Below are 13,322 nucleotides of genomic sequence, written 5' to 3' on the forward strand. Positions count from 1 at the left end.
GGTATCCCGTCGGAGTACCCGATCAACCGTCTTGCAGATCTCCCCGCGGCGCCCGCCTCGCCGTCGTCAGCAACAGCGCTCACCCGGGCGTGCCGCTCACCGGGGAGCTCACGCCGGCGCGATGACGTCCGCCCGGACTGCCCGCCGCAGATGCTCTCCGGTGAACGATCCCTCGGCCGCCAGGAGTTGGCGCGGTGTGCCCTCGAAGACGATCTCGCCTCCGGCCCGGCCGCCGTCCGGGCCGAGGTCGATCACCCAGTCGGCGCGGGCGATCACGTCGAGGTTGTGCTCGACGACGACGACCGTGTTGCCCGCGTCGGCCAGCCGGTCCAGCAGGGCGACGAGACCTGCCACGTCCGCCATGTGCAGGCCGGTCGTCGGTTCGTCGAGCACGTAGACCGCGCCCGTGCGGTGCAGCCGCGTGGCCAGCTTGATGCGCTGCCGTTCACCTCCGGAGAGTGTGGAGAGGGGCTGGCCGAGCGTCAGATAGGTGAGGCCGACGTCCCGCAGGGCGCGCAGCCGGCGCCGTACGCCCGTGTCGTCGAAGAAGTCGAGTGCCTGTTCGGCCGTCATCTCCAGGACGTCGGCGACGGAACTGCCCTGCACCGTCAGCCGCAGCACCTCCTCCTTGAAGCGCCGCCCCTCGCAGTCGTGGCAGGTCGTCCTCACGGGGTCCATGAAGGCGAGGTCGGTGTGGATGACGCCCCGGCCCTCGCAGGTGCCGCAGGCCCCGCCGGAGTTGAAGCTGAACAGGCCCGCCCCGGCCCCCGTCTCCCGGGCGAAGATCTTCCGGACCATGTCCATGATCCCCAGGTACGTCGCCGGGGTGGAGCGGCCCGAGATGCCGATCGACGACTGGTCGACGACCACGGCCTCCTCGTGCGCCGCGGTGAACTCCCGGACCAGGGTGCTCTTCCCCGACCCCGCGACGCCGGTCACCGCCGTGAGCACACCGGCCGGGAAACGCACGGTCACGTCCCGCAGGTTGTGCCGGTCCGCACCCTTGACCCACAGCTCGCCGCCGGGCTCCCGCACCTCGTCCTTGACCGCCGTGCGCGTGCGCAGGCAGCGCCCGGTGAGCGTGCCGGACACGGCCAGTTCCTCCGGAGTCCCCTCGAAGACCACCGTGCCGCCCCCGGCTCCGGCGCCCGGGCCCATGTCGACGACGTGGTCGGCCAGCGCGATGACGTCCGGGTCGTGCTCGACGACCAGCACCGTGTTGCCCTTGTCGCGCAGCCTCAGCAGCAGGTCGCCGAGACGGCCCACGTCCCGCGGGTGCAGGCCGACGCTCGGCTCGTCGAAGATGTACGTCATGCCGGTCAGGCTGGAGCCGAGGTGCCGCACCGTCTTCAGCCGCTGCCCCTCGCCGCCGCTCAGCGTGGCCGTCTCCCGGTCGAGGCTGAGGTAGCCGAGGCCGATCGCCTCGATGCGCTCCAGCGCGGCCACTGCGGCCGAGGCGATCGGCCCCGCCACCGCGTCGTCGATCTCCTTCAGCACGGCGATCAGGTCGGTGACCTGCATGCGGGTGCAGTCGGCGATCGACCGGCCGTTGATCCGGGTCGCCAGGGCCGCCGCGTTGAGACGTGCTCCGCGGCAGTCCGGGCAGGTGCCCTCCACCAGGAACGCGCTCACCAGCTCCCGGGTCTTCTGGCTCATGGCCGACAGATCCCGCTTCAGGTACAGCCGTTCGAAGCGGACGGCCAGCCCCTCGTACTCCGTGGTCCAGGTGCCGCCCGTGCCGCTGACGTTGACCTTGCTGCCGGGCCGCCCGCGCATCAGGAACTCCCGCTCGGCGGCCGTGAACCGTCCCACCGGCTTGTCCGGGTCGAGGTCGGCGCTGTTGGTGTACGTCTGCCCCTGCCAGGTCCCGGCGGCGAACGGCGGGAAGCGGACCGCCCCTTCGGCGAGGGAACGGTCCGGGTCCACAATGCGGTCCCAGTCGGGCCGTACCGCCCGGCCGAGGCCGTCGCACCCGGGGCACATGCCCGACGGGTCGTTGAACGAGTACGCCGTCGCCGGTCCGGCGCTCGGGGTGCCGTACCGGGAGAACAGCACCCGGATCACCGAGTAGACGTCGGTCATGGTGCCGACGGTCGACCGGGAGTGGCCGCCGACCTGCCGCTGGTCGACGACGATCGCCGGCGTGAGGGCCTCCAGGCCGTCCGCGTGCGGCCGCTCGAACTTGGGCAGCCGGTTGCGGACGAACCAGGGGTAGGTCTCGTTCAGCTGGCGCTGCGACTCCACCGCGATCGTGTCGAAGACGACGGACGACTTCCCCGACCCCGAAACGCCGGTGAACACGGTCAGCCGGCCTTTCGGGATGCGCAGGGTGACGTCCTTGAGGTTGTTCTCGCGTGCTCCGGTCAGGGTGATGGCATCGTGTGCGAAGTCGGTCATGCCGCCGACGCTAGGCGGAAAACCAGACAGCCTCTGGCGTGATTTCCCGCAGTTCTCCCTCCTCCAGCAACAGCCATCGCGTGATGCCGATCGACTCCAGGAACGGCAGGTCGTGACTGGCCACGACCAGTGCCCCCTCGTACGACTCCAGAGCCGTGGTGAGCTGCCGGACGCTCGCCATGTCGAGGTTGTTGGTCGGCTCGTCCAGCATCAGCAGCTGCGGCGCGGGCTCCGCCAGCATCAGCGCGGCCAGCGCCGCCCGGAAGCGTTCGCCGCCGGACAGCGTCGCCGCCTTCTGGTCGGCGCGGGCGCCCCGGAACAGGAAGCGCGCCAGCCGGGCCCGGACCCGGTTGTTGGTGGCGCCCGGCGCGTACCGGGCCACGTTCTCGGCGACGGTCCGCTCGCCGTCGAGGACGTCGAGCCGCTGCGGCAGGAACCGCAGCGGGACGTGCGCCCGTACCTCGCCCGCCTCCGGGGCGAGCTCCCCGGCGATGGTGCGCAGCAGTGTGGTCTTGCCCGCGCCGTTGCGCCCGATCAGCGCGACCCGCTCGGGGCCGCGCAGCTCCAGGCCGCCCTTCACCCGGGCGCCGTAGCGGAGCCCGAGATCCTGCAGCGTGAGGACGGTACGCCCCGGCGGCACGGCCGTGTACGGCAGATCCACGCGGATCTCGTCGTCGTCCCGGACCGCCTCCACCGCGTCGTCCAGCCGCTCCTTGGCCTCGGCGAGCTTCTCCTCGTGCATGATGCGGTGCTTGCCCGCGGACTCCTGGGCCGCGCGTTTGCGAGCCCCCATGACGATCTTCGGCTCGCGCTTGCTGTCCCACATCTTCTGCCCGTACCGCTTGCGACGGGCCAGCTTGACCTGGGCGTCGGTCAGTTCGCGTTTCTGTTTGCGGAAGTCGGCCTCGGCGACGCGCACCATGCGCTCGGCCGCCTCCTGCTCGATCTCCAGGGCCTCCTCGTAGAGGGAGTAGTTGCCGCCGTACCAGGTGATCTCCCCGGAGCGCAGATCGGCGATCTGGTCGACGAGGTCCAGCAGTTCACGGTCGTGGCTGACGACGATCATCACACCAGGCCAGGACTGGACGGCCGCGTACAGCCGCCTGCGGGCGTACAGGTCGAGGTTGTTGGTCGGCTCGTCGAGCAGCAGCACGTCGGGACCGCGCAGCAGCAGTGCGGCCAGGCGCAGCAGCACCGACTCGCCGCCCGACACCTCACCGATGGTGCGGTCCAACTCGACGTGCCCGAGGCCGAGTTCGCCGAGCGTGGCCAGGGCGCGCTCCTCCACGTCCCAATCGTCGCCGACGGTGTCGAAGTGGGTCTCGGAGACGTCGCCGGCCTCGATGGCGTGCAGGGCGGCGCGCTGTTCGGCGATGCCGAGGGCCTCGTCGACGCGCAGGGTGGTGTCGAGCGTGACGTTCTGCGGGAGGTAGCCGACCTCGCCGGCCACGCGGACGGTGCCGTCGGCCGGTGCGAGATCACCGGCGACCAGCCTCAACAGAGTTGATTTTCCCGACCCGTTGATGCCGACCAGGCCGGTCCGGCCGGGGCCGAACGCGACGTCCAGGCCCTCGAAGACGGGGCTGCCGTCAGGCCAGGTGAACGAGAGGGATGTCACGGTGATGGAAGCAGACATGGGGGCCTCACTCGCGGTTGCTCGAAGCGGTCAGGGGCAAACGCGTGTCGAGACACCTGCGACCAGGGGGGGGAGGCTCCATGGCACACCACGGACATGAAAAATGCCCCGCACCGGAGGACGGCTCGAACGCCGAGGTCGCACGCAGCGCACACCAGTCGGGTGTGACGCGGTGTCTCAGGACCTCAGACGAGCAACGTCCTTCTCCAATCGGCGGCAACAGGGACGCTTCAAACCGTACGAGGGCGCTCTGAGGCTGTCAACGAATTAACGTGGAGCCCGATCTCCCGGCCCCGAGGAGGCCCCGTGCCCAACGGCCCGCTCACGCTGCCCGCCCGGCTCTGCCTGCTGGCCTGGGACGCCGCGCGGCCGGCAGCCGGCGGCGCCGCCCACCGGCCCGGACCGGTCCGGGCCGGCGCCCTCGTCGAGCTGGCCCGTCGCGGCCTGCTCACCGACGAGGACGGCATCGCCACACCGGCCGACCTGGACACGAGCACGGGGGACGCGGTTCTCGACGGGCTGCTCGAACTCGTCCGCGAGTCGTGCCCGCACCCCTGGCGGACCTGGGTGACGCTGCGGGCTCGGGGGACCCTCGACGCCGTACGGGAGCAACTGGTGGCGGAGGGGTATCTGCGGGCGGAGAAGAGACGGGTCCTCGGTGTGTTCCCGTCCGTGGAGTACGCGCTGGAGCGCAAGGCTGCCGTGGAGGTGCTGAGGGAGGAGACCCGGCAGGTCCTGCGCGGGCCGCTGCCGGTCGCCGGGATCTCCGAGCGGGACGCCGCGCTCGCCGTCCTCGCCGCCGCGGCCGGCCTCCTGCGCGAGAGCACTCCCGGCCGGCGCGCCGAGGAGCTGACCGAAAGGGCCGCGGCGGCGACGCCCGGGCTGCGCGGGATCGTGCGCGAGCTGAGCACGGCGGTGACGGCCGGGGCAGCGGTGGCGTCCCCGCCCTGACATCCGCCAGGGCCGATCAGGCTTGACCCCGTCCGGCCGACGCGGCGGGTGTGCCGCTGTTCGTCGACGCCGGATCGACACCTTCCTGAGCGGGGCCGGGGGGCACCTCCCACGCCTTTCGGGCAGTGGGGGAGGACCTCACCCTGGAGCGGGCGGCCGCCTACCGCGCGGCCGGCGCCGCCGGGATCTTCGCCCCGGGGCCGTCGACCCGGGAACCGTGAAGGAACTCGTGAACGGCGTCGACGGACCGCTGAACGTCGTGGCCGGCCCCGGCGCACCCCCGGTCGCCGACCTGGCCGCCCTGGGCGTCGCCCGCATCGGCGTCGGCTCGGGGATCGCCCAGGCCGCCCACGCCCTGGTCCGCCGGGCCGCTCGGGAGCCGCCGGACCGCGGGACCTACGGCTCGCTGACCGACGCGCTCGCCCACGGTGAGGTCAACGCCCTTGTCGAACAGGCCCGTCAGCTCAGCACGCGTCCCGCATCAGCTCGGCGAGACCGTCGTCCAGATCCAGCTGGAGGTGCTCCAGACCGACGGGCACGAGCTCGCTCGTGGCTTCCAGGAACCGGCGGATCTCGCTGGAGCGGACGTGGACCACGGCGGTGCCCTCGGGGGCGTGGAACTCCAGCACGGTGCGGTCGTAGCCGTAGGGCCGCACGCGCACGTCGCCGTGTCCCTCGGCGTTCTTCTGGCCCGCGGCGAGCAGCTCGCGGGAGAAGGTCCAGCAGACCTCGACGCCCTCCAGCGTGGCCGGGGCGGGGAAGGTCATGCGGACGGCGAAAGGATCACGCCGGTCGTAGTGCAGCGTCGCGGGAATGCTCGGCATACGCGGCGCGGCGGCGACGAGGCGGGCCTCCACGGGCTGCTCGATGACGATGGACAACGCCTTGCTCCCTTGTGACGGCTGGACGGACACTTCCGGGCGGATGAGGCCGGGCACTGGAAGAGACGACGGAATCAGCCAATCCGTGCACACGAAATGCGAGTGACCTCTGTCACCGCGTTCATGCACCAGAGTGACGTGGCTCTCCTCGTGTGCCCCGAAGGGCACTTGTGGCACCCGCCGCACCACTCGGAGGGCCGGTGAGGCCATCTGGACGGCACCCGGGCGGTGGGCTAGCTTCCCCCGCCATGAGGCGCATGGGCAGCACGCGACGGACGGGACGAACACGCAGCAGGGCGACCGCGATGGCGGCCTGTGCGGCGGCACTGGCGGCCCTGACCGCCGTACCGGCACAGGCGCACGAACCGGATCGCCGGGTTCCGCACTGGGAACTCAAGGACACCGACACCCCGGAGACACGGTTCCGGGGCCTCGCCGCAGTCAGCCGGACCACTGCCTGGGTCGCCGGGACCGGCGGCACCGTCCTGCGCACCACCGACGCCGGGGCGACCTGGCGGAACGTCTCACCGCCCGGCGCGGGGGAGTTGCAGTTCCGGGACGTCGAGGCGTTCGACGCCCGCCGGGCCGTGGTCCTGGCCATCGGCGAGGGCGAGGCGTCCCGGGTCTACCGCACCGACGACGGCGGAACGACCTGGACGGAGTCCTTCCGCAACACCGACCCCAAGGCGTTCTACGACTGCCTCGCCTTCTTCGACCACCGCCACGGCCTCGCCATGAGCGACCCGGTGGACGGGAAGTTCCGCATCCTGTCCACCGGTGACGGCGGCCGGACCTGGAAGGTGCTGCCGGACGAGGGCATCCCGACCGCGCAGGAGGGCGAGGCCGGTTTCGCGGCGAGCGGCCAGTGCCTGGTGACGTCCGGGCCGAAGGACGTCTGGCTCGCCACCGGCGGGGCCGCCCGCGCGCGGGTGCTGCACTCCGCCGACCGGGGACGCACCTGGACGGCCACCGACACGCCCCTCCCGGCGGGCGACCCGGCCCGCGGCGTCTTCGCGCTCGCCTTCCGCGACCGCACCCGGGGCCTCGCCGTCGGCGGCGACTACCGGCCCGACCAGCCCTCGCCGCGTGCCGCCGCGCGGACCTCCGACGGCGGACGCACCTGGCGCCCGGCGGCCACGCCTCCGCCCGCCTACCGCTCCGGCGTGGCCTGGCTCCCGCACAGCCACACCGCTGCCCTCGCCGTCGGCCCCACCGGCACCGACCTCACCACGAACGCCGGCCGCACCTGGCGGACCGTCGACACCGGCTCCTACGACACCGTCGACTGCACCCCGGACCACGGGTGCTGGGCCGCCGGCGAGAAGGGCCGGGTTGCCCGCCTGGAGCACTGAGCATGCGGGGGGCCCTGATCGTTGGCAGGGTGGGTACTCGTTCACTGATCGTGAAAGGAAGTGAGCGAGAATGCCACGCGGTTCGAGCTCCAAGCGGGAGCGCCAGTACGAGCACATCAAGGAAAGCGCGAAGGACCGGGGCGAGAGCACCGGCCGCGCCAAGGAGATCGCCGCCCGGACGGTGAACAAGGAACGCGCCCGCTCCGGCGAGTCGAAGACGGCCAGCCGTACCTCCACGAAGGACATGTCGTCCGGCAAGCGCGGTGGCCAGCGGTCGGGGCAGGGCTCCCAGGGCCCCACCTACGACCAGCTGTACCAGGAGGCCAAGCGCAAGGGCGTCGAGGGCCGTTCCAGCATGAACAAGAGCCAGTTGCAGCGCGCACTGGGCAAGTGAGCCGGACGCCGCCTCAGAGGGTCTCCCGGTAGGCCTCCAGCGCGGGCGCCGTCTTCGTCGCCGTGAACTCGGTGACGCGGTACGCGCACACGCCCGCGGTGACGAACGGGTCCTCCGCGGTGATCTCCTCGATCCGCGCTCGATCCCCCGCGACGGCGATGATCACCCCGCCGTCGCGGGGGTTCTTGCGCCCGGACGCGAGGAAGACCCCCTGCCGGTACTGCTCGTCGAGCCAGACCACATGCTCCTCCAGCACGGCGTCGACGGCTTCCAGCGGGGCGGTGTATGCCAGCTCCAGCACGAACATGACCGGGAGCCTACCCCCGGGCATCCGGCCCACCACCGGGAAGCCCTTAGGCTCGGGCCACCATGACGACCGTACGCATCCCCGAAGACTGGCCCGCCACCGAGGAACAGGCCCGCGCCGTCCAGGACGCACTGCGCGAGCGCGTCATCCTCCACGAACCCGGACCGCCGCCCGGAACAGGCCGGGTGACCGGGGTCGACGTGGCGTACGACGACGAACGGGACGTCGTCGCCGCGGCGGCGGTCGTGCTGGACGCGTCGAGCCTCGAAGTCGTCACCGAGGCCACGGCCGTGGGCCGGGTCTCCTTCCCCTACGTGCCCGGGCTGCTCGCGTTCCGAGAGATCCCCACGGTCCTCGCCGCCCTCGACGCCCTGCCCTGCCCTCCCGGCCTGGTCGTCTGCGACGGCTACGGCCTCGCCCACCCCCGCCGCTTCGGCCTCGCCAGCCACCTCGGCGTCCTGACCGGCCTGCCCACGATCGGCGTCGCCAAGAACCCGTTCGCCTTCACCCACGACGACCCGGACACCCCGCGCGGCAGCACCTCTCCGCTGCTCGCCGGCTCCGAGGAGGTCGGCCGCGCCCTGCGCACCCGGGACGGCGTCAAGCCGGTCTTCGTGTCCGCCGGCCACCGGGTGACGCTGGACAACGCCTGTGCGCACACCCTCGCGCTGACCCCCGAGTACCGCCTCCCGGAGACCACGCGCAGGGCGGACGCGTTGTGCCGGAGGGCGCTGCGGGAGGCCTACCCCGTCTGATCGGCCACGTGCCAGCGGCCCACCTCCCGGTACTCCGAGTCGTAAATGGCCGCCCCGTCCCCGGGGCCGAGCGCGTAGTGCCGGAGATTGCCGCCCCAGTACCTCAGGATCCGGCCCAGCTCGCCGGCCGGATCCTTCGCCAACGCCGCGTCGTCCATGGTGACTTCGAGAAGGAACTTCATGCCTTCAATGGTTTCATTGAACTCCTTCTTGGCACTTCTGGAGCTTCCGCCGAGGCCGGAGTGCGTAAAGCCTCAAGTCGGGGAGCCGGCCGGGGCGGTGCGGGCGGCGCGATCTGAGTACCGGCTCTGAGTACCTGTACGGATGCCCGCCCACCCCGCCCGTCGGCAGGCTGGGGCGCATGACGACGCACCGCGCCCCCAAGCCAGTTGCCGGCCCGACCCAGACCGTCGAGCGGGCCGTCACCATAGGGCTGATCCTCGCCGTGCTGGCCGGGCTCGGCTGGATCGCCGGGATGATCTACACCATCGCCGAGTGGCCGCTGTAGGACCTTCAGCGGGCCGACACGACGCGGAAGCGGATGCCCGCCGCGCGCAGCCGGTCGATCAGCGCGTTGCCCATCGCCGCCGCCGTGGTGACCTGGCCCGCCGTCTTCGGCAGGTCGTCGAAGGCCAGGCACAGCGCGGACTCGGCCAACATCTTGGCCGTCTCGTCGTAGCCGGGGTCGCCGCCCGAGACCTCCGTGTACACCCGCTTGCCGCCGCCCTCACCCACGAAGCGCACGGAGAACCAGCTCTTCGCCCGCTTCTCTGGGCTCGGCCCGTCCCCGGGCTTCAGCCGGTCCGACAACCAGCGCCGCGCGGGCGGCACCTGGGCCGCCGCGACCAGCGCGCCGACCGCCGCGACCCCGCCCACGGCGACCGGCAGGTGCCGGACGGCCGCGTACTGCCGGTAGCGGAAGTCGGGCCCGTACCGGTCGAGGGCCGACGCCGAGCGCCGCACGATCTGCGGGTCGATGGTCGGCATCGGCAGCGCCCACGCGCCGACCTCCTTGGCGAACCGCGGACCGCCCAGCGGGGCCGACGTCCGCCGGCCCACCAGCCGCGGTTCGTGCCGCCGCCGGTCCCGGGCTGCGGCCGCCATCTCCCGCTGCCGCGCGAACTGGCCCAGTGCGGAGGCGAAGGTCCCGCCCGAGAACGCCCCGTCGGCGGTCACGAAGCCCTCGACGCTCAACGGCACGTCCTCCGGCAGCTGCTGCACGGTGAAGTACACGCCCAAATCGTGCGGGATGGAGTCGAACCCGGCGGCGTGGACCAGCCGCGCCCCGGTCTCCCGGGCGCGGGCGTCGTGCCGGACGTACATCAGGTCCACGAACTCGGGCTCGCCGCACAGGTCGAGGTAGTCCGTTCCGGCGTCCGCGCAGGCGGCGACGAGTTCCTCGCCGTAGGTCACGTACGGGCCGACGGTCGTGGCCACCACGCGCGCGTGCTCCGCGAGGTCGCGCAGCGAGGCCGGGTCGGAGACGTCCGCGCGCAGCACCCCCACCCCGGTGCCGACGGGCAGCCGTTCCCGCAGCCGCTCCAGCTTCCCGGCGTTGCGGCCCGCGATCGCCCAGCGCAGCCCCTCGGGCGCGTGGGCGGCCAGGTACTCCGCGGTGAGCGCCCCGGCGAAACTGGTCGCTCCGAAGAGCACGATGTCGTACGGACGGTCCGTCCTGCTTTGCCTGCTCATGACACCCCTCGGTCGTGCAGCCCGTGCCGCTGTCGGTGGCCGAGGCTAGCGTGAGGGGTGCGGAGCCCGACGACGAGCCCGGAGGACCACGATGGCCGTGCCCAGGAATGCCCTGAAGAAGTGGGAGAAAGTGCGCGCGTTCGCACTGGGGCTGCCGGATGCCGTCGAGGAGTTCCCCTGGGGCGAGTCCGTCGCGAAGGTCAACAAGAAGGTGTTCGTCTTCCTCGGCGTCCAGGACGGCGGTTACCCCCTGGGGGTGACGGTGAAGCTCAAGGACGAGACGGCACATGCGCACGCGCTGGCCTGCCCCGGCGCCGAGCCCGCCGGATACGGCCTGGGCAAGGCGGGCTGGGTGTACGTCCCTCTGGAGCAGCAGGGCGCCCCGGCCGCCGAGGTGCTCTGCGACTGGGTGGAGGAGAGCTACCGGGTGATCGCCCCGAAGCGGCTGATAGTCGTGCTGGACGGGCACTGACCTCGTCCGGCAGATTGCTAAGCGCTTGCTCGTTCAGGGCTTGTGCCGAGTGGAACACGTTCTTAGCATCACTGGTGTTACATCAGTTGTGTCACAGCACTGGGGGCTGGATGACCACGGCAAGGACGCCAGGACACGGCCCGCTCTCCGGCGTGCGCGTCGTCGAGCTGGCCGGCATCGGGCCCGGCCCGTTCGCCGCCATGCTCCTGGCCGACCTCGGCGCCGACGTCGTGCGCGTGGACCGCCCGGGCGGCCCCGGACTCGCGATCGACCCGGCCTGCGACGTCACCAACCGCAACAAGCGTTCGGTGGTCGTCGACCTGAAGGCCCCCGACGGCCCGGAGCGGGTGCTCGACCTCACCGCCCGCGCCGACATCCTCGTCGAGGGCTACCGCCCCGGCGTCGCCGAGCGCCTCGGCGTGGGCCCCGAGCCCTGCCACGCCCGCAACCCCCGCCTCGTCTACGGCAGGATGACCGGCTGGGGCCAGGACGGCCCGCTCGCGCAGCGCGCCGGGCACGACATCGCGTACATCGCCCCCACCGGCACCCTCGGCATGATCGGCCGCCCGGACGAGCCGCCGGCGGTCCCGGCCAACCTGCTCGGCGACTACGCGGGCGGCTCCCTCTACCTCGTCGTCGGCGTCCTCGCCGCCCTCCACCACGCGCGCGCGACCGGCACCGGCCAGGTCGTGGACGCCGCCATCGTCGACGGCACCGCCCACCTCTCGACGATGATCCACGGCATGCTCGCCGCCGGCGGCTGGCAGGACCGCCGCGGCGCCAACCTCCTGGACGGCGGCTGCCCGTACTACGGCACGTACGAGACGGCCGACGGCCGGTACATGGCCGTCGGCGCCCTGGAACCGCAGTTCTACGCGGAGTTCCTCGCCCTCCTCGGCGTCGAGGACCGGGCCGCGGCGCGCAAGGACGTCGCCCGGTGGGGTGAACTGCGCGAAGAAGTCGCCGCCCGCTTCAAGAGCCGCACCAGGGACGAGTGGACGGCCGTCTTCGACGGCACCGACGCCTGCGTGGCGCCCGTGCTGTCACTGCGCGAGGCCCCGCACCACCCGCACCTGGCCGCCCGCGGCACCTTCACCGACCACGGCGGCATCACCCAGCCCGCCCCGGCCCCCCGCTTCTCCGCGACCCCGACCTCCGTCCGCACCGGCCCGGCCCGGCCGGGCGCCGACACCGCGGACGTCGCCCGGGACTGGGACATCCCCGGGCTGCTCCCGTCGTCCCGCAACCCTCAGTGAAAGGCCTCCTCGTGAGCACCGAAGCGTATGTGTACGACGCGATCCGCACCCCGCGCGGCCGCGGCAAGGCGAACGGCGCCCTGCACGGCACCAAGCCCATCGACCTGGTCGTCGGACTCATCCACGAGATCCGCGCCCGGTTCCCGGACCTCGACCCGGCCGCCGTCGACGACATCGTCCTCGGCGTCGTCGGCCCGGTCGGCGACCAGGGCTCGGACATCGCCCGGATCGCCGCCATCGCCGCGGGCCTGCCCGACACCGTCGCCGGTGTGCAGGAGAACCGCTTCTGTGCCTCGGGCCTGGAGGCCGTCAACCTGGCCGCCGCCAAGGTGCGTTCCGGCTGGGAGGACCTCGTCCTCGCGGGCGGCGTCGAGTCCATGTCCCGGGTGCCGATGGCCTCCGACGGCGGCGCCTGGTTCAACGACCCGATGACCAACCTCCAGGTCAACTTCGTGCCGCAGGGCATCGGCGCCGACCTCATCGCCACCATCGAGGGCTACTCCCGGCGCGACGTCGACGAGTACGCGGCCCTCTCCCAGGAGCGGGCCGCCACCGCGATGAAGGACGGCCGCTTCGACAGGTCCGTCGTCCCGGTGAAGGACCGCAGCGGCCTCGTCGTCCTCGACCACGACGAGTTCCCCCGCCCCGGCACCACCGCCGACTCCCTCGCCAAGCTGAAGCCGTCCTTCGCGGACATCGGCGAACTCGGCGGCTTCGACGCGGTGGCGCTCCAGCAGTACCACTGGGTGGAGAAGATCGACCACGTCCACCACGCGGGCAACTCCTCCGGCATCGTGGACGGCGCCTCGCTCGTCGCGATCGGCTCCAAGGAGGTCGGCGAGCGCTACGGCCTCACGCCCCGCGCCCGGATCGTCTCCGCGGCCGTCTCCGGCTCCGAGCCGACCATCATGCTCACCGGCCCGGCCCCCGCCACCCGCAAGGCCCTCGCCAAGGCCGGGCTGACCATCGACGACATCGACCTCGTCGAGATCAACGAGGCGTTCGCGGCGGTCGTGCTGCGCTTCGTGCGGGACATGGGCCTGTCCCTGGACAAGGTCAACGTCAACGGCGGCGCGATCGCGCTCGGCCACCCCCTCGGCGCGACCGGCGCGATGATCCTCGGCACCCTCGTCGACGAACTGGAGCGCCAGGACAAGCGCTACGGCCTCGCCACGCTGTGCGTCGGCGGCGGCATGGGCGTCGCCACCATCGTCGAGCGCATCTGACCC

The 13,322-nt window shown here is 72.4% G+C and carries 14 protein-coding genes and 1 pseudogene; 9 read left to right on the plus strand and 6 right to left on the minus strand.

The window, feature by feature from the left end; all coding sequences use genetic code 11:
* Positions 1 to 108: 108 nt before the first annotated feature.
* Together A4E84_RS34535 and A4E84_RS34540 are read right to left on the minus strand one after the other, a co-directional pair.
* Positions 109 to 2,397, minus strand: coding sequence for an ATP-binding cassette domain-containing protein (locus A4E84_RS34535; protein ID WP_062930306.1), 2,289 nt, complete (start codon positions 2,395 to 2,397; stop codon positions 109 to 111).
* A 10-nt stretch (positions 2,398 to 2,407) separates the two neighbouring features.
* Entirely contained in the window at positions 2,408 to 4,033 is a 1,626-nt protein-coding gene (locus A4E84_RS34540; RefSeq protein ID WP_062930307.1) for an ABC-F family ATP-binding cassette domain-containing protein, read from the minus strand.
* A gap of 306 nt (positions 4,034 to 4,339) precedes the next feature.
* Between A4E84_RS34540 and A4E84_RS34545 the strand changes: the two genes are divergently transcribed.
* Both A4E84_RS34545 and A4E84_RS45895 read left to right on the plus strand, forming a co-directional pair.
* Complete coding sequence (locus A4E84_RS34545) at positions 4,340 to 4,984, plus strand: GOLPH3/VPS74 family protein (protein ID WP_062930308.1); 645 nt, start codon at positions 4,340 to 4,342, stop codon at positions 4,982 to 4,984.
* Between the two features lie 229 nt (positions 4,985 to 5,213).
* Positions 5,214 to 5,303 (plus strand): annotated as a pseudogene (locus tag A4E84_RS45895) (isocitrate lyase/phosphoenolpyruvate mutase family protein); the annotation flags it as partial.
* Positions 5,304 to 5,448: 145 nt separating this feature from the next.
* Here the strand turns inward: A4E84_RS45895 and ssgD are convergent.
* Positions 5,449 to 5,865: a spore wall synthesis regulator SsgD gene (gene ssgD / locus A4E84_RS34555; RefSeq protein WP_062930310.1), complete on the minus strand. Its 417-nt coding sequence runs from the start codon at positions 5,863 to 5,865 to the stop codon at positions 5,449 to 5,451.
* A gap of 257 nt (positions 5,866 to 6,122) precedes the next feature.
* Here ssgD and A4E84_RS34560 point away from each other — a divergent pair, with 257 nt between their 5' ends.
* Together A4E84_RS34560 and A4E84_RS34565 are read left to right on the plus strand one after the other, a co-directional pair.
* Positions 6,123 to 7,217, plus strand: coding sequence for a WD40/YVTN/BNR-like repeat-containing protein (locus tag A4E84_RS34560; protein ID WP_062930311.1), 1,095 nt, complete (start codon positions 6,123 to 6,125; stop codon positions 7,215 to 7,217).
* 70 nt (positions 7,218 to 7,287) lie between these two features.
* Positions 7,288 to 7,611: a hypothetical protein gene (locus A4E84_RS34565; protein ID WP_062930312.1), complete on the plus strand. Its 324-nt coding sequence runs from the start codon at positions 7,288 to 7,290 to the stop codon at positions 7,609 to 7,611.
* 13 nt (positions 7,612 to 7,624) lie between these two features.
* On the opposite strand, the gene A4E84_RS34570 is transcribed toward A4E84_RS34565, so the two are convergent.
* The gene (locus A4E84_RS34570) at positions 7,625 to 7,918 is read right to left on the minus strand and encodes a YciI family protein (protein ID WP_062930313.1); all 294 of its coding nucleotides are present in this window, start codon (positions 7,916 to 7,918) and stop codon (positions 7,625 to 7,627) included.
* Between the two features lie 62 nt (positions 7,919 to 7,980).
* On the opposite strand from A4E84_RS34570, the gene A4E84_RS34575 reads away from it, so the two are divergent.
* Positions 7,981 to 8,673: an endonuclease V gene (locus tag A4E84_RS34575; protein WP_062930314.1), complete on the plus strand. Its 693-nt coding sequence runs from the start codon at positions 7,981 to 7,983 to the stop codon at positions 8,671 to 8,673.
* On the opposite strand, the gene A4E84_RS34580 is transcribed toward A4E84_RS34575, so the two are convergent.
* Entirely contained in the window at positions 8,661 to 8,855 is a 195-nt protein-coding gene (locus A4E84_RS34580; protein ID WP_062930315.1) for a hypothetical protein, read from the minus strand. The genes A4E84_RS34575 and A4E84_RS34580 overlap by 13 nt on opposite strands.
* Positions 8,856 to 9,034: 179 nt before the next feature.
* Here A4E84_RS34580 and mmpA point away from each other — a divergent pair, with 179 nt between their 5' ends.
* Positions 9,035 to 9,181 (plus strand): morphogenic membrane protein MmpA, encoded by a 147-nt coding sequence (mmpA, locus tag A4E84_RS43600; protein WP_010042861.1) that lies wholly within the window; start codon positions 9,035 to 9,037, stop codon positions 9,179 to 9,181.
* Positions 9,182 to 9,186: 5 nt separating this feature from the next.
* Here mmpA and A4E84_RS34585 read toward each other — a convergent pair whose 3' ends face one another.
* The gene (locus A4E84_RS34585) at positions 9,187 to 10,365 is read right to left on the minus strand and encodes a saccharopine dehydrogenase family protein (RefSeq protein ID WP_062930316.1); all 1,179 of its coding nucleotides are present in this window, start codon (positions 10,363 to 10,365) and stop codon (positions 9,187 to 9,189) included.
* A 91-nt stretch (positions 10,366 to 10,456) separates the two neighbouring features.
* Between A4E84_RS34585 and A4E84_RS34590 the strand changes: the two genes are divergently transcribed.
* From A4E84_RS34590 to A4E84_RS34600, 3 genes are all read left to right on the plus strand, one after another.
* Positions 10,457 to 10,837, plus strand: coding sequence for an MmcQ/YjbR family DNA-binding protein (locus A4E84_RS34590; protein WP_062930317.1), 381 nt, complete (start codon positions 10,457 to 10,459; stop codon positions 10,835 to 10,837).
* Positions 10,838 to 10,947: 110 nt separating this feature from the next.
* Entirely contained in the window at positions 10,948 to 12,093 is a 1,146-nt protein-coding gene (locus A4E84_RS34595) for a CaiB/BaiF CoA transferase family protein (protein WP_062930318.1), read from the plus strand.
* 11 nt (positions 12,094 to 12,104) lie between these two features.
* Entirely contained in the window at positions 12,105 to 13,319 is a 1,215-nt protein-coding gene (locus A4E84_RS34600) for an acetyl-CoA C-acetyltransferase (protein WP_062930319.1), read from the plus strand.
* Positions 13,320 to 13,322 lie beyond the last annotated feature (3 nt).

Source organism: Streptomyces qaidamensis (assembly GCF_001611795.1).
Taxonomy (GTDB): Bacteria; Actinomycetota; Actinomycetes; order Streptomycetales; family Streptomycetaceae; genus Streptomyces; species Streptomyces qaidamensis.